The organism is Variovorax sp. N23, from assembly GCF_025486315.1.
Lineage (GTDB): Bacteria > Pseudomonadota > Gammaproteobacteria > Burkholderiales > Burkholderiaceae_C > Variovorax.
Genome location: NZ_JAOOPY010000013.1, coordinates 11,694 through 32,187, shown reverse-complemented (window position 1 = coordinate 32,187; position 20,494 = coordinate 11,694). Strand labels below are relative to the sequence as shown.

The 20,494-nt window shown below is 67.6% G+C and carries 20 protein-coding genes; 6 read left to right on the top strand and 14 right to left on the bottom strand.

The window, feature by feature from the left end; all coding sequences use genetic code 11:
• Positions 1–3: 3 nt before the first annotated feature.
• The 14 genes from N8A90_RS18510 to fliE form a co-directional block, all read right to left on the bottom strand.
• Entirely contained in the window at positions 4–1,338 is a 1,335-nt protein-coding gene (locus N8A90_RS18510; RefSeq protein ID WP_262076481.1) for an EAL and HDOD domain-containing protein, read from the bottom strand.
• Positions 1,339–1,395: 57 nt separating this feature from the next.
• A complete protein-coding gene (cheA, locus tag N8A90_RS18505; RefSeq protein ID WP_262076480.1) occupies positions 1,396–3,456 on the bottom strand; it encodes a chemotaxis protein CheA in 2,061 nt (686 codons plus the stop codon).
• Between the two features lie 53 nt (positions 3,457–3,509).
• Positions 3,510–4,451 (bottom strand): flagellar motor protein MotB, encoded by a 942-nt coding sequence (gene motB / locus N8A90_RS18500; RefSeq protein WP_262076479.1) that lies wholly within the window; start codon positions 4,449–4,451, stop codon positions 3,510–3,512.
• A gap of 24 nt (positions 4,452–4,475) precedes the next feature.
• Complete coding sequence (gene motA / locus N8A90_RS18495) at positions 4,476–5,336, bottom strand: flagellar motor stator protein MotA (protein WP_262076478.1); 861 nt, start codon at positions 5,334–5,336, stop codon at positions 4,476–4,478.
• A 63-nt stretch (positions 5,337–5,399) separates the two neighbouring features.
• Positions 5,400–6,008, bottom strand: coding sequence for a flagellar transcriptional regulator FlhC (flhC, locus tag N8A90_RS18490; RefSeq protein ID WP_262076477.1), 609 nt, complete (start codon positions 6,006–6,008; stop codon positions 5,400–5,402).
• Positions 6,005–6,337 carry a flagellar transcriptional regulator FlhD gene (flhD, locus tag N8A90_RS18485; protein ID WP_262076476.1) on the bottom strand — a complete coding sequence of 111 codons (333 nt, stop codon included), beginning with the start codon at positions 6,335–6,337 and terminating at the stop codon, positions 6,005–6,007. The genes flhC and flhD overlap by 4 nt, the downstream gene beginning before the upstream one ends.
• A 339-nt stretch (positions 6,338–6,676) precedes the next feature.
• A complete protein-coding gene (locus N8A90_RS18480) occupies positions 6,677–6,967 on the bottom strand; it encodes an EscU/YscU/HrcU family type III secretion system export apparatus switch protein (protein ID WP_262076475.1) in 291 nt (96 codons plus the stop codon).
• Entirely contained in the window at positions 6,964–8,298 is a 1,335-nt protein-coding gene (locus N8A90_RS18475) for a flagellar hook-length control protein FliK (protein ID WP_262076473.1), read from the bottom strand. The genes N8A90_RS18480 and N8A90_RS18475 overlap by 4 nt, the downstream gene beginning before the upstream one ends.
• Before the next feature lie 13 nt (positions 8,299–8,311).
• Positions 8,312–8,644, bottom strand: a complete 333-nt coding sequence (locus tag N8A90_RS18470; RefSeq protein ID WP_262076472.1) for a flagellar protein FliT — start codon at positions 8,642–8,644, stop codon at positions 8,312–8,314.
• A 27-nt stretch (positions 8,645–8,671) separates the two neighbouring features.
• The gene (gene fliS, locus N8A90_RS18465; protein WP_262076471.1) at positions 8,672–9,094 is read right to left on the bottom strand and encodes a flagellar export chaperone FliS; all 423 of its coding nucleotides are present in this window, start codon (positions 9,092–9,094) and stop codon (positions 8,672–8,674) included.
• 27 nt (positions 9,095–9,121) lie between these two features.
• Complete coding sequence (gene fliD, locus N8A90_RS18460) at positions 9,122–10,579, bottom strand: flagellar filament capping protein FliD (RefSeq protein ID WP_262076470.1); 1,458 nt, start codon at positions 10,577–10,579, stop codon at positions 9,122–9,124.
• A gap of 41 nt (positions 10,580–10,620) precedes the next feature.
• A complete protein-coding gene (locus N8A90_RS18455; protein WP_262076469.1) occupies positions 10,621–10,968 on the bottom strand; it encodes a flagellar protein FlaG in 348 nt (115 codons plus the stop codon).
• A 166-nt stretch (positions 10,969–11,134) separates the two neighbouring features.
• Positions 11,135–12,769 carry a flagellin gene (locus N8A90_RS18450; protein ID WP_262076468.1) on the bottom strand — a complete coding sequence of 545 codons (1,635 nt, stop codon included), beginning with the start codon at positions 12,767–12,769 and terminating at the stop codon, positions 11,135–11,137.
• Between the two features lie 160 nt (positions 12,770–12,929).
• On the bottom strand, positions 12,930–13,247 hold the full coding sequence (gene fliE, locus N8A90_RS18445; RefSeq protein WP_262076467.1) for a flagellar hook-basal body complex protein FliE: 318 nt from the start codon (positions 13,245–13,247) through the stop codon (positions 12,930–12,932).
• Positions 13,248–13,540: 293 nt separating this feature from the next.
• Here fliE and fliF point away from each other — a divergent pair, with 293 nt between their 5' ends.
• From fliF to N8A90_RS18415, 6 genes are read left to right on the top strand one after another with little or no spacing between them, the layout of a single operon-like run.
• Positions 13,541–15,277: a flagellar basal-body MS-ring/collar protein FliF gene (gene fliF / locus N8A90_RS18440; protein ID WP_262076466.1), complete on the top strand. Its 1,737-nt coding sequence runs from the start codon at positions 13,541–13,543 to the stop codon at positions 15,275–15,277.
• Entirely contained in the window at positions 15,267–16,265 is a 999-nt protein-coding gene (fliG, locus tag N8A90_RS18435) for a flagellar motor switch protein FliG (RefSeq protein ID WP_262076464.1), read from the top strand. Before fliF ends, fliG begins: the two co-directional genes overlap by 11 nt.
• Positions 16,252–17,058 (top strand): flagellar assembly protein FliH, encoded by an 807-nt coding sequence (fliH, locus tag N8A90_RS18430; RefSeq protein WP_262076463.1) that lies wholly within the window; start codon positions 16,252–16,254, stop codon positions 17,056–17,058. The genes fliG and fliH overlap by 14 nt, the downstream gene beginning before the upstream one ends.
• Positions 17,059–17,063: 5 nt before the next feature.
• The gene (gene fliI, locus N8A90_RS18425) at positions 17,064–18,479 is read left to right on the top strand and encodes a flagellar protein export ATPase FliI (protein WP_262076462.1); all 1,416 of its coding nucleotides are present in this window, start codon (positions 17,064–17,066) and stop codon (positions 18,477–18,479) included.
• 28 nt (positions 18,480–18,507) lie between these two features.
• Positions 18,508–18,963: a flagellar export protein FliJ gene (gene fliJ / locus N8A90_RS18420; protein WP_262076461.1), complete on the top strand. Its 456-nt coding sequence runs from the start codon at positions 18,508–18,510 to the stop codon at positions 18,961–18,963.
• A gap of 14 nt (positions 18,964–18,977) precedes the next feature.
• Positions 18,978–20,387, top strand: a complete 1,410-nt coding sequence (locus N8A90_RS18415; protein ID WP_262076460.1) for a flagellar hook-length control protein FliK — start codon at positions 18,978–18,980, stop codon at positions 20,385–20,387.
• Positions 20,388–20,494: the final 107 nt, after the last annotated feature.

The following is a 20,494-nucleotide window of genomic DNA, read 5'->3' as shown; positions in this document are numbered from 1 at the left end:
CGCCTAGGCCACGTCCGCGCCGGCCCCCACGTCCTGGGCCCAGGCCAGCGCCGTGAGATGCGCGTCGTTCACCTGGTCCTGGCTCAGGAAAAGTTCTTCGGAGAGTTCGGCGGCGAGCGCACCGTCCGACTCGCAGCTCTCGGCCAGTGCGAGGAAGGCGCCGTACACGCCGCTGCGCCGCAGGATCGCGTCCTGCACCGGCATCGGCAGATGGACGTGGCCGAGGATCTCGTCCATCGGCACGCCCAGCAGCTGGTCGATCAGCGACAGCATGCCCACCACGAAGAGGTTGTCGGCTTCGGCCGGTGGCAGCAGGCCCTGGCCGAGCAGCTCGACGAAGCGGCCCCGGATGATCGCCTTCTTCGTCATGTAGGGCGTGCCCGCCGTGCTGTGGCTGCTGGCCAGCAGCATCGTCAGCCAGCGGAACATGGGCGTGTAGCCGAGCATCGACACCGCGTGCCGCAGCGAATGGATCTCCACGCCGCCGCCGATGGCCGGCGAATTGATGTGGCGCAGCAGCCGATAGGTCAGGCGCGCGTCGAGCTTGAGCGTCGCCTCGATCTCGCGCGTGTCCTCGTTGCGATGGATCATGCGCATGAGCTTGACGATCAGCTGCGCATCGGGCTGCAGCGCATCGACGAGCTGGCCCACCGGCAGCAGCGGGAAGCCGCCGTCGACGAAGGCCTTCATGTGGAAGTTCGCGCTCGCGTCGAGGTCGCCGAGGTCGTGGATGCGCGTGGCGATCCACTGCACCCGCAGCGGGTCCGGGCCTTCGCTCATCCGCGCCAGCACCAGCGGGTTGACCGCCCCCACGTCCATGTGGGTGACGATGCGCCGCAGCTCGGGGTCTTCCGGGAACTCCGACGTGCCGCACAGCATGAAGCCGAAGCCCTGCTCGCGCAGGTACATCAGCATCGGTCGCGCATCCGCATCCGACAGGTCCTGCAGCGACATGCACAGCACCATGCGTTCCGCCGGCAGCGCCTGGAGCTCGCTCGCGAAGAGGGACTCGATGGTCGCGTCGACGAACAGCTCCATCTCGTCCAGGGCCCAGGCACGGCCGTCGCCGTTGAGGTGCTGCGAGATCGCACGCAGCAGCGGCTTGAAGCCGGCCATGCCGCCCTGCCCCGACGGCGCCCCGGTGACACGCCAGGCCAGGCGGTAGCCCACCGTCCGCTTGCGGCTGTCGAGCAGCATGGCATGGACGATGTGCCCGGGCGCCTCGCCCGGATCGCTCGCCACCCGAGGCGTCGCGGTGGGCAGCTTCACGTCGTCGAGGGGCCGCTTGTCGACCGTCTCGTCCTGGGGTTCGGAACGCCTGAAAAAATCGAAACGCATGGCGGTTCCTCGTGTTCCCTGTTGCTCGCTGGTGGCGGTCGGCGTCGGTGCGCGGCCTCAGGCCGCGGCCGATGCCGTGCGCGATGCGGTCGCCAGCGCCGACAGGCTCGCCGCCTGCGCGCGCTGGATGCGGGGCATGGCGGCCACGTCGATGATGAAGGCCACGCTGCCGTCGCCCAGGATCGTCGCCGCCGAGATGCCCGGCACCTTGCGGTAGTTGGTCTCGAGGTTCTTCACCACGACCTGATGCTGGCCGAGCAGCTCGTCGACCATCAGCGCGAAGCGCGAGTCATCGGCCTGCACGATCACCAGGATGCCCTGGGTGGGCTTGGTCTGGGCGCCGGCCACGTCGAAGACGCGATGCAGTTCGATCATCGGCAGGTACTCGCCGCGCACCTTGATCACGTGGCCGTCGGCCGTGATCGAGTGCAGGTGCTCCTCGAGCGGCTGCAGCGATTCGATGACGTAGCTCAGCGGCAGGATGTAGGCCTCGCTGCCCACCTTGACGGACATGCCGTTGAGGATGGCCAGCGTGAGCGGCAGCACGATGCGGGTGGTGGTGCCCCGGCCGCCGCGCGACTGGATCTCCACATGGCCGCCCATCTCCTGGATGTTGCGCTTGACCACGTCCATGCCCACGCCGCGGCCCGAGATGTCGGTGATCTGCTCGGCGGTCGAGAAGCCGGGCGCGAAGATGAGCTGCCACACCTCGTCGTCGGACATCGCCTCGCTCACCGGCATGCCCTGCTGCAGGGCCTTGGCCAGGATCTTCTCGCGGTTGAGGCCGGCGCCGTCGTCGCTCACCTCGATCACGATGTTGCCGCCGTGGTGCTGTGCGGACAGCAGCAGCTGGCCGGTCGCGTCCTTGCCGTTCTTGACGCGCACGTCGGGCGTCTCGATGCCGTGGTCGAGGCTGTTGCGCACGAGGTGGGTCAGCGGGTCGACGATGCGCTCGATCAGGCCCTTGTCTAGCTCGGTTTCCTTGCCGAAGGTGTCCAGGCGGATCTGTTTGCCCAGCTTGGCGCTCACGTCGCGGATCACGCGCGGGAAGCGGCTGAAGACGTAGTCCATCGGCATCATCCGGATGGACATCACCGATTCCTGCAGGTCGCGTGCATTGCGCTCCAGGTGGCCCAGGCCGCTGAGGAAGCGCTCGTAGGCCACGGGGTCGAGCATGGTGGCGGCCTGCGTGAGCATCGACTGCGTGATCACCAGTTCGCCCACCAGGTTGATGAGCTGGTCGACCTTCTCCACGTCGACGCGGATCGAGCTCGATTCCTTGGTGCCGGCGGCTGCCGCCGCCGCGGCGGCCGGTGCTGCGGCCACCGGTGCAGGCGCCGCAGCCACGGCCACCGGCGCAGCGGGGGCGCTGGCAACGGGTGCCTCGGCCGGGGCCGGCTCGGCGCCGGCGCGGTCGATGACGATCTGCGAATCGTCGATCACGAAGCAGCACACGGCGATGATCGCGTCGGGCTCGCAGGTGGTCTCGAGCATCACGGTCAGGTCGGTGCCGCTGCGGGTCTTCGAGCGCACCGTGCCGAGGTTGGTCAACTCGCCGAGCAGCAACTCGCACTCGCTGTCGGGCAAGGCCGAGAAGCGGATGCGCAAGGCGCCGTCGCCACCCGCCGCAGCTGCCGGCTCGGCCGGTGCAGGCGCGGCGGCCACCACCGCAGGTGCGGGAGCGGATGCCGGCGCGGGCGATGCCGCAGACGCGGCCGCCGCGGCGGCATCGCTGTTCTCGCGGGCCAGTTGTTGAAGCACGCCACAGATGTGCGCGACCATGTCGGCCTCGGGTTCCCGATTGGCCTGGTAGGCGGTGAGTTGTTCTTGCAAGGCGTCCTTCGTTTCCAGAAAGGCATCGATCATGGGACCGCTCAGGCGCAACTGCCCGTGTCGCGCCCGGTCCAGGAGGGTTTCAAGAAGATGGGTCGTCTCCGTCAGCGCCGAGAAGCCGAACGTGGCGGCCCCGCCCTTGATCGAGTGGGCTGCGCGGAAGATCGCGTTGAGCTGTTCGTTGTCAGGCTGTTCGAGATCCAGCTCGAGCAGCAACTGCTCCATCTGTGCGAGGAGTTCGATGGCTTCGACGAAGAATGCTTGCGTGAATTGACTGAGGTCCATTTTTTATCCCCTGCCGTCGGCACCGTGCCAACGACGCTGAGGCTCGCTGTGGTCTATTTCGTTGGAGAGGCCGGTTGCAATGCGACGGTCTTGACGTTCGCCGGAAGGGATGACGCCAGCGCCGCCGTCGGCGGTGCCTTCTTCAGGTCCAGCGGGTTCGCGCTGCCGGCGTTCTCGCGCTCGATCTGCGCCTGCGTCCGGTGGTTGAGCAGGATCACGCTGATGCGGCGATTGATCGGGTTGCGCGGATCGGCCTTGTCCAGGTGCATCGTGTCGGCCACGCCGATCACGCGCATCACCTTGCCGTCGGCCAGGCCACCGGTCATGAGTTCGCGGCGCGAGGCATTGGCGCGGTCGGCAGAGAGTTCCCAGTTGCCGTAGGCCCGGTCGCCGTTGGTGTAGTTGAAGGCGTCGGTGTGGCCCGTCAGCGTGATCTTGTTCGGCAGGTCGTTCAGCATCGGGCCGATCTCGCGCAGGATGGCGCGCATGTGCGGCACCACCTTGGCGCTGGCCAGGTCGAACATCGGGCTGCGTTCGTTGTCGACGATCTGCAGGCGCAGGCCTTCGTTCGTGATGTCGATCAGGATCTGCGAGCGGAACTGCTTGAAGACGGGGCTGCTCTCGAGCATCTTGTCCAGGCGCTCCTTCATGCTGGCCAGCCGCTGCGCGTCGATCTCGTCCTCGCTCTGCGTCTCGGCGTTGTTGACCTCGCCCTTCACGCGCGTGGGATCATCGCCGCCGCCGGGAATGACGCTGTCGCTGATGCCGCTGCGGTCGCCGCCGGCCAGCGCCACCTTCAGCGGCATCTTGAAGTGCTCGGCGATGCCCTCGCGCTGCTTGGGGGTCGCGATCGACAGCAGCCACATCACCAGGAAGAACGCCATCATGGCCGTCATGAAGTCGGCGTAGGCGATCTTCCAGCCGCCGCCATGGTGGCCCCCGGCCACGTTGATGACCTTCTTGACGACGATACGGCTTTCCTTGGCGGCGCTCATGGTGAAACTCCGTGCCCGTCCCGGTCAGCGCGTCTTGACGTCGCGGACATGCGAGTCGAGTTCGGTGAAGGACGGACGCTCGGTCGAGAACAGCACCTTGCGGCCGAATTCCACCGCCAGCTGCGGCGTGTAGCCGTGCATGCTCGCGAGCAGCGTGACCTTGGCACACTGGTAGGTCTTCATGTTCTCCTCGACCTGCTGGTCGATCAGCGTCGCCAGCGGCGTGACGAAGCCATAGGCCAGCAGCACACCCAGGAAGGTGCCCACCATGGCGTGCGCGATGAGGGCGCCCATTTCCGCGGGCGGCAGGTCGGCCGAGGCCAGCGCATGCACCACGCCCAGCACGGCGGCCACGATGCCCAGGGCGGGCAATGCGTCACCCACGCGGGACAGGCTGTGCGAAGGCACTTCGGCCTCGTGGCGGATCGTCTCGATCTCGTGGTCCATGAGTGCCTCGATCTCGAAAGGGTCGGTATTGCCGCTGATGGCCAGGCGCAGGTAATCGCAGATGAACTCCATCAGCTCCGCGTTCGACAGGATGGTGGGATAGCGCCCGAAGATCTCGCTGCCCTTCGGGTCTTCCACATCCGATTCCAGCTTCATCATCCCTTCCTTGCGTGCCTTGGCGAGCAATTCATACAGGAGGGCCAGCAGGTCCATGTAGAGCTGGCGGTTGTGCTTGGACGAGCGCAGAAGCCGGGGCAATTCACGCGCCGTGGCCTTGATCGTCTTGCCGTTGTTGCCGGCAATGAAAGCGCCCAGGGCAGAGCCGCAGATCATCAACACTTCGATGGGCTGGAACAGCACACCGAAGTGGCCGCCCATGAGGGCATACCCGCCGAACACGGCGCCGACCACAACGAGATAACCGAGAAGAACGAGCACACGCGCCCCCTTTCGCCCTGAGGCATCTAGATCAATTAATGGGAAGGGCGGCGCGGACCATGGTCAATGCACGCTGCCGCTGTTCAAAGGCAAACCAAAACCGGAGCGATCCAGGGCATGGGGCACCGGCACCATCGCGTCCGCAGCGACACGCTTGGGAGGACGGGCCTTCCCGGCGCGCGACGGCGGACGGCAGAGCACGCACACGTACCCGCTCTTGGTGTCATGCGCATGCGCCACGAATTGCCCGCCGCAACGGCTGCAGGAATTCAATTGCAGCATGTCGCTGTCGAAAAAACGCACCATCGTGTAGGCGCGGGTGAAATCGAGCACCACTTCACCGCCCTGATATTCGCTTTGTTCCTGATAAAGCCGGTAGCTCTTTATCAACGCCTGGAGTTTCGATTCTTTTGCCTGGACAATCATGAATCGGTAAATGTTGTAGAACATCGACGAATGAATATTCGCCAGCCAGGTCATGTACCAATCCGTCGAAAAAGGCAAAAGACCTTTTGGCGGAGAAACGCCCTTCAATTCCTTGTAGAGCTTGATCAGCCGCTCACGGCTCAATTTAACTTCGGCTTCGAGAAATTGAAGACGGGCACCCAGGGCAATCAATTCGATGGCGAGCTTGACTTCCTTGACTTCGCCCAGGACGGTCTTCGCGCTCATGCAACCCCCGTCGTGCGAACCGATGTCTGCTGGCGCGCCGCCATCAGGATCGACATGTGCGCCTGCTGCAGGGCACCGTCCTTCTGCTGCCCCATCACCGCGAACATCGGGTTGTCCTCGAGGCGGAAGCTGCACAGCAGCAGGTTCGAGGACGCCAGCTTCACGATCTGGGCCAGGGTCATGTTGGCCAGCAGGTCGGCCAGCTCGTCGCCGATGCCCAGGCGGAACATCGCCGCGGCCTTGTCCTGCTTGACCAGCTTCTGGGCCAACAACATGTAGGCCAGATTGATGTCTCCGATTTCCCGGAACATCTCACTGTTCACTGACACGCCTTCTCTTTCGATATTCACGCCGACTCCATTTAGATAGCTTGGTAGCATCTTAAAACACATTGTTAACAAGTGTTACCAAGGCCTGGGGCCACAGGGGGCGAAATGAGACTTTTTGCACGCGATGTGGGACGGCGCCTACAGAATTTACAAACCCGCCACAATCGGTTTTGTGACTGCTCAATGACACCGAACGACGTTTCGCAACGGCCAATGGAATACCTAGAAAAAAGTATTCATTACCAATGGATTTTTCCGGCGAGGATGCGCGCAATTGGAAACCGTTCTCATCGGCGGCTTTCCGCACGGATCCAGCGGGAATAAATAGAAATAAAGTATTCATCGCGCAGACCCTGCGGCTTCTTCCAGGCCGTGCAGCCAGGCCATGACCTCGGCCACCGCCACATACAGCTGTGGCGGGATCTGCTGGTCCAGGTCGACCTGCATGAGCAGCTTGACCAGGTCGCCGGAGGCGTGCACGTACAGGCCGTTCTCGCGCGCCTCGCGCATGATCGATTCGGCGACCACGCCGTAGCCCTTGGCGACGACGATCGGCGCGCGCGTCTTGTCGTCGTAAGACAGGGCGACGGCGCTCTGGCGGTCGCCGAGCGACGGTGCAGCAGCGTTCATACACCCACTCCCTGCGCCACCTGGAACTGCTCCAGCCGCAGATCGGCCGCGTCGAATCGCGCCGCGAGCGTACGGCCGTCGCCGGCCAGCAGCGCGCGGCTGCTCTCGCTGGACGACACCACGGTGGCCCGGACGTCGCCGCCCGCCACGCTCAGGCGCACGTCGACGGTGCCGAGGGTGGGCAGTTGCAGCGACACGTTCGTCGACCAGCGGCGCGGCGCATCGGCGGGCGTCTCGTCGCCGGCGGCGTGACGGTCGCCCTCTTCCTCGATGCGCCAGTCCATCGCCACACCGGGCCAGGCTTCGCCGGTCCAGCGAAAGGCGGCGGTCGCCAGCAGGTCGAGCTGCTGATGGACCGTGGTCAGCAATTGCGGGTGCACCACGTCGCCGCCGCTCGGCGGGGCCGAGGCGGGGCGCGCGGCGGCGGCGTTGTCGCTGTCGCTGCGCTTGTTCTCGACGTCACGCATCGCAGCGCGCTCGGCCGTGGCGGCGGCCGTCTGAGCGCTCTCGCCCCAGCGGTACGCGGCCTGCACCTTGAGGACGTCGGGAGACGCCTCCGGGATGGCCGGCTCGGACGGCATCGGGGCGCCGGCGGCAGCCGGCTGGCCCCCAGGTGCGGCCGGCCCATCGCTGCGCGCTGCGGTCAGGGCAGACGGCGCGGCCTGCGCGGCGGCAGCCGCCGTGGCGGCGACCGCCACCGGTGACGCGACCGTCGGCTGCGACGGATCGGCCTTCGCCGATGCGGCCGGCGCGCTGGCATCGGCCACCACGGCCATCACCGCCTGCAAGGCCGTGGCGCCACGCCCGCCTGCCGCCACACCGGGCGCCGGCCACGCGGCCTGCGGCTCCTGCGCCATCTGCGCCAGCGTGCGATGGCCCTGCGCGAACTGCGCCAGGTGCGATTCATAGAACAGGCCGCTGTTCGACACGGTGTGGGCCAATGAGCCCGCCAGCACGGGGCCGGCCGGCTGCTGCCCCGACGCCCACACGGGGCCCTGCCCGCGCACGGGGCCGACGTCGACCTCCAGGTCGGCCAGCACGGCGCTGATGATCCGTGCCGCGAAGGACAGCCGGGCCACCGCCGATGCGGGCAGCGCTGCCCCGCCCGCGGTGCCCAGGCCCGCGCCGCGTGTCAACGGGGAGTCGACGCCGCCGAGCTGGCGGTCGAGCGCCGCGTTGGACAGCAGGCGCACGTCGTTGGCGACCTTCTGCACACCCGACACGGACCCCGGCGCCTTGACGGCGGCGTCGCCGTCCACGGCGCCAACGTCCAGCGGCGGCGAGACCTTTGCCGTCAGCAGGGTGTCGAGAAGTCGTACGAGGCCGGTCATGGTGCGGTCGCGTTCAGTGGGCCTTGCCGTAGGCCTTGTCGAGGCTCTTGCGCTGCTGCAGCACGCTCATCTTCTCCACCAGGCGTTCGAGTTGCGGCTTCACGATGCCGTTCACGATGGCCTGGTCGGACTGGATGCAGATGATCAGACGCTGCGCTTCGGCGGCGTCTGCCGGGCCGAGCACCACCGTCGGCTCGATGGCACGCAGCCGGTCGACGATGGCCGCGCATTGCGCCTGCGCGGCCGGCAGTGCGCCCCAGTCCCTGGCCTGCGCCAGCACGACCATCTGCGCCATCGTGGAGGCGAGCTGACCGTAGCAATGCACGATGTCGCGCGGATAGGCCATGAGGGGTTCCGGAGAGGTCATATCGGTTCAGAAGCCGCCGCGGCCCGGCTCGATCTCGCGCCAGGCCGAAGCCAGGCTGTCCAGCAGGGCGTCGACTTCGTCGAGCACCGCGACGTCGTTGCGCAGGTTCGCGTAGAGCAGCCGGCGGACGACGTAGTCGTACAGCGCCGACAGGTTGCTCACCAGCGTCGTGCCCTCGGTGCCCGCCGCCTTGGCGTCCAGGCTGGCCTTGAGCCCGTTTTCGACGATGCCCATGGCCTTGGAGATGGCGTTCCCCTTGGCTTCGATATCGCCCGCACCCATGTGGTGCCGCGCCATGCCGATCGCCGTCTTGGCGCCATCGAAGAGCATCGCGATGAGCTGGTGCGGCGACGCGCTCATGGCCAGCGTCTCGACGCCGACGCGTGCATAGGCGCCAGCGCCGCTGCGGGAGGTGTGGGGGGTGTACATCACGGGCTTTCGATCAGGTGGGCCGGTTTACTTGCCGGAGCTGGCGTTCATCGCATCGAACTGCTGCGTGAGGTAGGCCTTGGTGTTGTTCATGCTGTTGATCGCCACGTCGAGGGCCGTGAACTGCGCGCGATAGCGCGCGACCGTGGCGTCCACGCGCGCCTGGACCTGGTTGTACTGTTCGTCCAGCGCCTTGATGGTCGACGTCACGCCGTCCTGCGCGACCTTCAGCGAGCCACCCGTCTTGTTCAGGTCCGTCACCAGGGCGTCGATCTGCTTGCCGTAGCCCGCGGTGCTGCCGCTCGCGCTCGCGAAAAGCCTCGAGACGCCAGCCAGATCGGTGTCCAGTGCCTTGTCGAGCTTGGTCGAATCCACAGCCAGCGTTCCGTCCTTCTGGAAGGACACGCCGATCTCGGTGAGCACCTTCATGTCGTCGGCGCCACCGCTCTGCGGCGTGGTCAGCGCCTGGCGGATGCGGGTCTGCAGGTTGCGCAGGGTCGAATCGCCGACCAGCGGCGCCGCCGTCTTGGTGTCGGCGTCGTAGGTCGTGAACGACTTGGCGGTGCTCTGCAGCGCGTTATAGGCCTTGACGAAATCGTTGATCGCCGTCTTCGCCGAGGCCGTGTTCGACTTCATCGACAGCCCCGTCGTGCCGGTTTGCACCAGCGTCAGCGTCGCGCCCTGGATGGCTTCCTTGACGGTGTTGGTCGGGCTCGTGATGGCGATGCCGTTGACATTGAGCTTCGCGCTCTGCGCGGCCGCGGTCTGCTGCAGGTTCTGCGTACCGGCGGGGTCGTTGTTCAGCAGATTCTTGAGGGTCGCGTCGGCCGCACCATCGACGCTGATGCGCATGCTCGAGGCTTCGCCCGTCTGCGTCGAGGTCAGCACGAGACGGTTGGGCGTGCCGCTGCCGTCATTGACGATGGTCGCGGTGACGCCGGCGCCCGCCGCGTTGATCGCATCGCGGATGCCGCCCAGCGTGTTGTTGGTCGGGTCGACGGTGATCGTCTTCGCGGTACGCGCGCTGTCCACCGTGAAGCCTGCGCCGGTGTACTTGCCGGTCGCCGGGTCGAGCGTGCCACCGGTGACCGTGCCGAAGTCGATCGTGAATTTTCCGTTGCCGATCGCGGTGGTGGTGTTGGCCTGCCCGGTGGTGATCAACGATTGCGACTGCGCCAGCTGCGACACCGTGATGTTGTAGTTGCCGGCCGCGCTGGTGTCCGTGGCCGAGGCCGAGAGGATGCCGCTGACGGTCGGCGTGCCGGTGACGCTCTGGAACAGCGCACGGTCCGACAGCTTCAGCGCCGCGGCCTGCAGGGTGCTCAGGGCGCTCTGCACCGAGCCGTAGGCAGAGAGCTTGCTCGTGTAGCTCTTGGCCTTGGCCTCGAGTGCCACCAAGGGCTGGCTTTCAGCCTTCTCGAGATTGGTGAGCAGGCCCGCCAAGTCGAGATTGGAGCCGACGCCGATGCTGCTGATGGTTGCCATGTGAGTGTTTCCTGGAATGCGTTGGAAGAATGAAGGGAGGCTCAGGCCGCGTTGTCGACCAGCAGGCCGGACATCTCGCCCATGACCTTGGCGATGCGCACCACCTCCTCGTTCGGGACCTGGCGGATCACCTCACCGGTGTTGCGGTCGACCACCTTCACGATGACCTTGTCGGTGTCCTTGTCGATCTCGAACTGGATCCCGATCGAGCGGATCTCGAGCGCCGCGTTCACCGCGCGAACCGCGCTTTCGACCTGCACCGGCGTCGCTTCTTCCTCGACGTCCTCGACCGCCCGCGCCGTGGCACCCGCACCTACCGCGGCACGGCCGACGAGCAGTTGTATCCACGGGCTTTCCTGGGCGCTGCTGGCTGGCACGGGGTTGGACATGGTGTTCACCTGATTGAAGGGTTTCGCTTTCCTCTGCGGCCGCGCCGTGGGGCATGGCCGCAGAGGAAAGCGCAGGGGGACCGGGTCGGAACCCGGCGCCTGCGGTCGCCAGGCCCATCCCTTGCGGGACGGAACCTGGCTTGGTTCTGCTTTTCGTCGGTTCGACTTAACGCAGGAGGGACAGCACGCCTTGCGTGGTCTGGTTGGCCTGCGACAGCACCGAGGTACCGGCTTGCTGCAGGATCTGAGCGCGCGTCATGTTCGACACTTCCACCGCGTAGTTAGCGTCTTCGATGCGCGAACGCGACGAGGACAGGTTCACGACCGTGGTGCCGAGGTTGGCGATCGTCGAGTCGAAACGGTTCTGCACCGCACCCAGCGAGGAGCGCAGCTTGTCGACCTTCGACAGGGCGGCGTCCAAGGCCTTGAGCGGGTCGACAGTCGCCTTACCGTCAGCGACGGCCTTGGTCGTGACGCTTCCTGCCTTGGACGAGTCGGCATACACCACGCTGCCAGCCGCATTGGTGGCGATGCCGTTGGCGTTCATGTTGACCGACTCTGCAGCCGTCAGCGTCAATCCGCCGACGCCCATAAAGCCGCCAGTCACCGCACCCCCGGCCGCGATCGTATAGTCGGTGGTGGCATCACCGTCGAAGTCAACGGTGCCACCCACCGACTTGAGCTTGGCCGCAACAGCTTCAGCAGTGGCCGTTTCGCCCTTCACGTCAAACGTCGTAGCAGTGGCCGCCGTGTAGACCGCGCCGGTTGCACCAATCTTGATCGTGTCGTTGACCTGCATGCCCTTGGCGGGATCGGTCAAGTTGGCCACCGTTGCAGCGATCGTCACGCCCGTGCCGGTCTTCGTCAAGTTCTTGCTGGCATCCAGATACAGCGTCGATCCATCGGCAGCATCGGTCAATGAACCGCTGCTGTCGATCTTGACATCCATCGCCTTGCCGTTGAGGGTGACGGTCGCGGTCGTGGTGGTCCCAGCCGGCGGGGTCAGCGACGCATTCGTTGCTGCGAGCGTGCGAGCAGTGTCAGCTGCGCCATAGCTCTTGGTCGAAGCGTTGTACGTGAACTTTTCAGTGCCGATGGTGACGGTACCTTTGTCCGCCATTTTGGCGAGCGCATCGGACGACACGGCGCCATTGGCGGCCGTGGTCAGGGTGCGGCTGTACACAGTGATGCCACCTGCGGGAGCAGCGGCGGTGAAGCCGGCGACCAGCAGGTCACTGGCGGACGCTTGCTTGTTCTTGGCACCCGTGTTGTTGACATTGAAGCCGTCGAGGCCGAGCGTCTTGGCGCTGATTTCTTGCAGGTCGATGTCGATGGTTTCGCCATCGTTCGCGCCGACTTGCACGGTCAGCTTGCCGGCGTCAGCCGAAAGAACCTTCACGCCGTTGAACTGGGTCTGTTCCGACACGCGGTTGATTTCGTCCAGGCGTTGGCCGATTTCCGACTGGATCGAGTCCAGGTCGCTGGCCGAGTTCGTGCCGTTGGCGGCTTGCACCGACAGTTCACGGACGCGTTGCAGGTTGTTGTTGACTTCCGTCAGCGCGCCTTCGGTCGTTTGAGCGATCGAGATGCCGTCGTTGGCGTTGCGGGTGGCTTGCGTCAGGCCCTTGATGTTGGCCGTGAAGCGGTTGGCGATGGCCTGACCAGCTGCGTCGTCCTTGGCGCTGTTGATGCGCATGCCCGAAGACAGGCGCTCGATGGCGGTGTTGAGGGCCGATTGCGACTTGTTCAGGTTGTTTTGCGTGAGCAGCGAGAGGCTGTTCGTATTGATGACTTGCGCCATTGAAGACTCCTGGTTGACTAAAGGTTGTGGACTCCGACCCGGGGGGCCGTAACGCTGGACTCAAGCCATCGTTGGATTAGTTATCGGCAGGGCTTTGCAAACATTTAGGGGCGTGCCCCAAAAAGTTGCAGAGCGTCCATCCACACCGCGCAACCCCGCGTCAGGCCTGCATGCTCATCATTTCCTGGTAGGCCGAAACCAGCTTGTTTCGCACCTGTACCCCGGTCTGGAACGCCACGTTGGCCTTCTGCAGGTCGACCATCACGTCATTGAGCGCCACGCCCGGCTTGCCCAGTTCGAAGTCCTCGGCCTGGCCGTAGGCCTTGGTCTGGGCCCCGCTGATGTTGTCGATGGAGCGCTTGAGCTCGGCAGCGAAGCCGCCGTGCTCCACCGCAGGGCCGGCAGGAGGGGTGATGCCGGACTGCACGGCAGTGGCCCGCATCTGTTGCAGGACGGATTCGATGGCTGAAATCGACATGGCGTCGTGTTCCTCAGGTAAGTGAACTTTGGGTTGACTACAGAAGCACCCGGGTGCCTCCTCGCCTATTCAGCGTACCTGCGAAGCCCCGATTCACATGGGCTCAACTGACGGCGAAAACCCCGGCTGTTCGGCCAATCGAATTCGGCGCCGATCCAGACAATGAACGCCGTACCCCAAGCCTGCCGGCCTCCTTTGTCGGCGCCCGGCATGGCCACTGAACATCGACGACTCATCCTCTTGAACATGAACATGGACCATCTGGATCCAGCGGGCGCCACAGGGGCTTTCGCATGAGTTCGGCTGCGACCCTCGGCGCCGCGCCGACGTCCCCCGCCGCCAACGCCACGTCGTGGACCGACAAGCTGCGCGCCCAGCCCAAGCTCCCGCTGATCGTCGGCGGCGCCGCGCTGGTGGCCATCGCCATGGCCTTCGCCCTGTACAGCCGCGGGCCCGACTACAAGGTGCTCTACACCAACGTGTCGGACCGCGACGGCGGCGCGATCATCGCGTCGCTCTCGCAGATGAACGTGCCCTACAAGTTCGCCGAGGGCGGCACCGCGATCCTGGTGCCGGCCGACCGCGTGCCCGAGATCCGGCTCAAGCTGGCCTCGCAGGGCCTGCCCAAGGCGGGCGGCGTGGGCTTCGAACTGATGGACAACCAGAAGTTCGGCACCAGCCAGTTCGCCGAGCAGGTGAATTTCCAGCGCGCGCTCGAAGGCGAGCTGGCGCGCTCCATCGAATCCATCGGCACCATCGAGTCCGCCCGGGTGCACCTGGCCATGCCGAAGCCTTCCCTGTTCGTGCGCGAACAGAAGAAGCCTTCGGCATCGGTCGTTCTGACGCTGCACCGCGGCCGCAGCATCGACGAAGGCACCGTGAGCGCCATCGTGCACATGGTCTCGAGCAGCGTGCCCGAACTCGACCCCAAGAGCGTGACGGTGGTGGACCAGCGCGGCAATCTGCTGTCGGCGGCCAACGCCGGCGCACGCGGCCTCGATGTCAGCCAATTGAAGTACACGCAGGAGATCGAGCAGGGCTACATCCGCCGCATCGAAGCCATCCTGCAGCCGATCCTGGGCACCGGCAACGTGCGCGCCCAGGTGGCGGCCGACATCGACTTCTCGGTGGTGGAAAACACCGACGAGAAGTACCGCCCCAACACCGACCCGGCGAATGCGGCGATGCGCAGCCAGCAGTCGAGCGAGTCGAACCAGCTGGGCGGCACCCCGCCCGGTGGCGTGCCCGGCGCGCTGTCGAACCAGCCGCCCACCGCGCCGAACGCGCCGATCACCACGCCGCCGAACGCGCCGCCGGGTGCCCCGCAGACGCCGGCACAGGCCCAGGCCGCCGCCGCACAGGCCGCCGCCCAGCGCGCCACCACCACGGCCGCCGCCACCGGCCCGTCGAGCAGCCGCAAGGACACGACCACCAACTACGAGCTCGACCGCTCGATCCGCCATGTGCAGCAGGGCGCCGGCGGCGTCAAGCGCCTGTCGGTGGCCGTGGTGGTGAACAACCGCGTGGGCGACGACAAGGGCGCCAGCCGCGCACTGACCGCCGCCGAGCTCGACCAGATCCGCAACCTGGCCAAGGAAGCCGTGGGCTTCAGCCAGGACCGCGGCGACTCGCTCAACGTGGTCAACAGCGCCTTCGCCGACGAACGCGAGAAGGAAGCGCCTGCCCTGGATTTCTGGCGCGACCCGGCCAACATCCCGCTGGCCAAGACGGGGGGCATGTACCTGCTGCTCGCCCTGTTCGCCCTGTTCGCCTGGTTCGCGGTGGCCCGTCCGCTGCTGCGCAAACACCTGGCGCCGCCGCCGCCGCCACCGGTGGCAGCCGTCGACGACAACGATGTGTTCGCCAAGCTGGCGACCGCCGACGAAGGCCCGAGCCCGGACGAGGCGCTGCGCCAGCGCGAAGCCGACCGCCACAAGGCCGACCTCGACTTCGCCCTCGAGGCTGCCACCCAGGACCCCAAGCTGGTGGCCATCATGATCCAACACTGGATGACGACCGATGAGCAATGAAGTTGGAACCCGTAAGAGCGCCATCCTGCTTATGGCCGTGGGCGAGGACCGCGCTGCCGCGGCTCTGAACCTGCTGCCGACCGCGATGGTGCAGGAGCTCGGCCTCGCGATGTCGAAGCTGCAACAGGTGTCGCGCGCCGAGCTGGCCTCGGTGCTGCGCGAATTCCGCGAGGAGACCGAACAGCTGTCCGCCTTGCACCTGGGCTCGAGCGACTACATCCGCGCCGTGCTCAAGAAGGCGCTGGGCGAGGACCGCGCGAGCGACCTGCTGGAAGACATCCTCAAGGCGGAAGAGCCCGACAGCGGCATCGGACGCCTCAACCAGCTCGAAGCCGGCGAAGTGGCCGAGCTCATCCGCGACGAGCACCCGCAGATCCTGGCCACGCTGCTGGTCCACCTCGACCGCGCCAAGGCCGCGGAAGTGCTGGAGAAGCTGCCGGTGCGCCTGCGCAACGACGTGGTCGTGCGCGTGGCCACCTTCGGCGGCGTGCAGCCGGCGGCGCTCAAGGAACTGACCGATGTGCTGACCGAGATGCTGTCGGGCGAAGGCTTGAAGCGCAGCCGCCTGGGTGGCGTGCGCACCGCCGCGGAGATGGTCAACCTGATGAACAGCGCCAACGAGGAAGCCACGATCGCCCACGTCCGCGAGCTCGACGACACGCTGGCCCAGCGCATCGTCGACGAGATGTTCGTCTTCGAGAACCTGATGGGTCTGGAAGACCGCAGCATCCAGCGCCTGCTCAAGGAAGTGGAGTCCGACTCGCTCATCATCGCGCTCAAGGGTGCGCCGATCGAGCTGCGCGACAAGTTCCTCAAGAACATGTCCAACCGCGCCGCCGAGACGCTGCGCGAGGACATCGAGCTGCGCGGCCCGGTCCGGGTGTCGCAGGTCGAGGCCGAGCAGAAGACGATCCTGCAGGCGGCCCGCCGCCTGGCCGAAGCCGGCGAGATCGTGATTTCCGCGCCGGGCGCCGATGAATTCGTCTAAGCCCAACCCCGCGACCGCGGCGCGGCTGGCCTCGCTGTATGCGTCGACGCGCGTGGGCGGCGCGGCCGCCCCGCAGACAGACGCGGCACCGGCCAAGCCAGTGCTGTCGGCCTGGGAACGCTGGGAGATGGGCAACATCACCGGCGACCCGAGCCGCACCACCGCCGCCGGGCGGATGGCCGCCGCGCGGGCCACCTTGCCGCCGCCACCTCCCCCGCCGGCCGTGCCCGTGGGTGTCGCCCAGGCCGAGCTGCGCCGCCTGCGCCAGGAAGCCACCGCCGCGGGTCAGGCCACCGGCCATGCCGAAGGCTGGGCCGCCGGCCACGCCGAAGGCCACATCGCCGGGCTGGCCACCGGCCTGGCCGCGGCCACCGCCCACGCCGAACAACTGCGCGCGCTGAGCACCTCGCTGCCCGAAGCACTGCGCGGCGCCGAGCGCGAGATCACCGACGTGCTGCTGACGCTGGCCCTGGACATCGCGCGCCAGGTGGTGCACCGCACCTTCCGCGCCGAACCCGAATGGCTGCTGCCGCTGGTGCAGGACCTGGTCCACGCCGAACCCACGCTGCAGGGCGAACCCCGGCTGCTGCTGAACCCGGCCGATGTCGCGCTGGTCAAGGACAGCCTGGGCAACGAGCTGCAACAGGCCGGCTGGCAGGTGCGCCCCGACGACAGCATCCAGCGCGGCGGCTGCCGCGTGCAGTCGCCCGCCGGCGAGATCGACGCGACGCTCGAGACCCGCTGGAAGAGCGTGACCGCCGCGCTCCACCGCGACGCCGACGCCCAGGACTGACCACCATGAGCAGCACGATCGCCCCCAACCCCCATGTCCAGCACTGGGTCGACGCGCTGACCCAGGCGCGCAGCGACATCGCCCGCTGCACCACCACCGTCGCCTCGGGCCGGCTCACGCGCGCCGTGGGCCTGGTGCTCGAAGCGACCGGCCTGCAACTGCCCGTGGGCAGCGACTGCCTGATCGAGCTGCCGCCCGGATACCCCATGCGCCATGCCGAGGCCGAAGTCGTCGGCTTCGCGGGCGACCGCATCTTCCTGATGCCGCAGAGCGAAGTCGCGGGCCTGCTGCCCGGCGCGCGGGTCTTCCCGCGCATCGCCGCGGGCGGCGCCAGCGGCGACAACCACACCAAGCGCCTGCCGGTGGGCGAAGGCATGCTCGGCCGCGTGGTCGATGCGGCGGGCCGGCCGCTCGACGGCCTCGGCCCGCTGGACGTCGCCAAGCGCGTGCCGCTGTCGAGCCCGCCGGTGAACCCGCTGTCGCGCGCGCCGATCGACTCGGTGCTCGACGTCGGCGTGCGCGCCATCAACGGCATGCTCACCGTCGGCCGCGGCCAGCGCATGGGCCTGTTCGCCGGCTCGGGCGTGGGCAAGAGCGTGCTGCTGGGCATGATGGCCCGCTACACCAGCGCCGACGTGATCGTGGTCGGCCTGATCGGCGAACGCGGCCGCGAAGTGAAGGACTTCATCGAGAACACGCTCGGCGAGGAAGGCCTGGCCCGCGCGGTCGTGGTGGCCGCGCCGGCCGACAACTCGCCGCTGCTGCGCCTGCAGGGTGCGGCCTACGCCACCTGCCTGGCGGAGTACTTCCGCGACCAGGGCAAGAGCGTGCTGCTGATCATGGATTCGCTCACCCGCTACGCCATGGCACAGCGCGAGATCGCGCTGGCCGTGGGCGAACCGCCCGCCACCAAGGGCTACCCGCCCTCGGTGTTCGCCAAGCTGCCCGCACTGGTCGAACGCGCCGGCAACGGCGCGCGCGACGCCGACGGCAACGGCGGCTCCATCACGGCCTTCTACACGGTGCTGTCCGAAGGCGACGACCAGCAGGACCCGATCGCCGACTCGGCCCGCGCCATCCTGGACGGCCACGTCGTGCTGTCGCGCTCGCTGGCCGAAGCCGGCCACTACCCGGCCATCGACATCGAGGCCTCGATCAGCCGCGCCATGACGGCGCTGATCGAGCCGGCGCAGTTCGAGACGGTGCGCCGTTTCAAGCAGATGCTGTCGCGCTACCAGCGCAACCGCGACCTGATCAGCGTCGGCGCCTACGCCCCGGGGCACGACGCGCAGCTCGACCAGGCCATCGCGATGTACCCAAAGATCGAGGCCTTCCTGCAGCAGCCGATGGATGAGCGCACCGACTACGACGCCTCCATTTCGCGGATGCGAAGCCTCTTCGACCCGGCCCGCGCGGCCTGACCCCTTTTCAAGGATCTCAAGGAGTCCCATGTCCACCAAGCTTCCCCTCGACATGCTCACCGAACTGGCGCGCACGCAGACCGACAAGGCCGCGATCCGCCTCGGTGCCCTGCAGACCGCGCGCATCACCAGCACGCAGAAGCTGGAGCTGCTGATGCAGTACCGACAGGACTACGTGGACCAGTTGAACGCCCTGATGGTCCACGGCATGCCCGCCGCCAAGCTGCGCAACTACCAGAACTTCCTGATCACGCTCGACGGCGCCATCGACCAGCAGCGCGCCATCGTGGCGCAGGCCACCACCCGCCTGGACCACGGCCGCGTCGACTGGCAGCACCAGAAGCGCCGCCAGAGTTCCTTCGACACCCTGGCCGAACGTGTGCGCCAGCAGGAAATGCTCGTCCAGGCCAAGCGCGAGCAGCGCGAAAGCGACGAACGCGCCACGCGCAAGTTCTTCGACCGCGCCGCCAACCCGACCCTCTGACCCCAGGAGCCCCCATGCCCGCACTCGTCTCCCCCGCCCTCGTCTCGCCCGGCCTCTCGTCCACCTCGTCGCCGGCACGCACCCGCAACGCCGACGAGCCGCAGGGCCGCAGCTTCCACGCGGCACTCGACCGCTCGCGTGCGTCGCAGGCCGACACCGACGCTAACGGCCCCACCGACAGCGCGACCGCACGCCCCGGGACGCCGCGCCGCGGTGCGTCGGCGCCCAAGGACGACACCCTGCCCCAGATCCCGAACCTCGACTTCTTCGTGCCGGCCATGGCCGCCCAGGTCACGACGACGGCCGCGCGCACCGGCGCCGAAGCCGTCACCGCAGCCGCCCTGCGCGGCGCCGCCACGGCAACCGAACGCACCGACGTGCGGGCGGCCCTGGCGGGCACCGACGCGGCCGCCGAGGCCGCCAAGGCCGCCAAGGCCGTGACCGAACCCGACCTGCCGGCCGCCGATGCCGCGGCAAAGGCGGCGCTCGCCGACGGTGAGCCCGCCGACGCGACGACGGCGGATGCCCTGCGCGCCGCAGCCGGCAAGACATCCACAACCGTCTCGGCCCAGGCCGACGCCGCCGCAGCCACCGCCGCAGCCACCGCCAAGGCAGACGCCGCGGCGGTGCCGGCCACGCCCGTCGCCCCGTCGCTGCTCAACGCCGCGCCGGCCAGCACCGTGCCGGCCACGCCAGCGCCCGCCGCACGCACGGGCCGCACCGACGCCGCCAGCCGCGACACGGCCGCCACCGCGGTCACCACCACCGCGGCGGCCACCGACACCGCCGAGGCCGACCCGCTGGATCTGCTGGCCGCTCGCATCGAGGTCTCCACCGGCAACGACGCCGGCCTGGCCGACGACGGCGCGCCCAACGCCCCGCTCGCATGGATGGCCGCCCAGCCCGGCAGCGCCGGCATCGGCAACGACGCCGCCACGACCGAGAACCGCGTGCCCGTGCTCTCGCTGGCGCCGCCGGTCGACAGCGATGCCTGGGCGCCCGCCCTTGGCCAGCAGATGCTGCGCATGAGCGCCAGCGGCATGCACACCGCCCAGCTCAACCTCAACCCCGAGAACCTCGGCCCGCTGCAGATCACGCTCAAGCTCGGCGACGACCAGGCCCAGGCGATGTTCGTCTCGGGCCATGAAAGCGTCCGCAAGGCGGTCGAGGCCGCGCTGCCGCAACTGCGCACCACGCTGGCCGAACACGGCATCAGCCTGGGCCAGACCGCCGTGGGCGCCGACACGCGCCAGCCGGGCGGCCAGAGCCACTTCGCCGGAGACAACCCGTCGGGCCGCTCGGGCGGCAACAGCGGCAGCAGCTACCCCGGCGCCGCACGCAGCGGCACCGTGACCTCGAGCGCGGCGCCGGCAGCGCCCGTGCGCAGCGCCCGTGCCGAGGGTGTCGTCGACACCTTTGCCTGAGCCACGCAGCCGTCGCAATGCGGGGATCTGACGCGCTTTTGCCTGCTTGATCCCCCGTTGCTCCCGCGACCAGTTCGCCAAGAATAAGACCCATACCGCAACCAGTT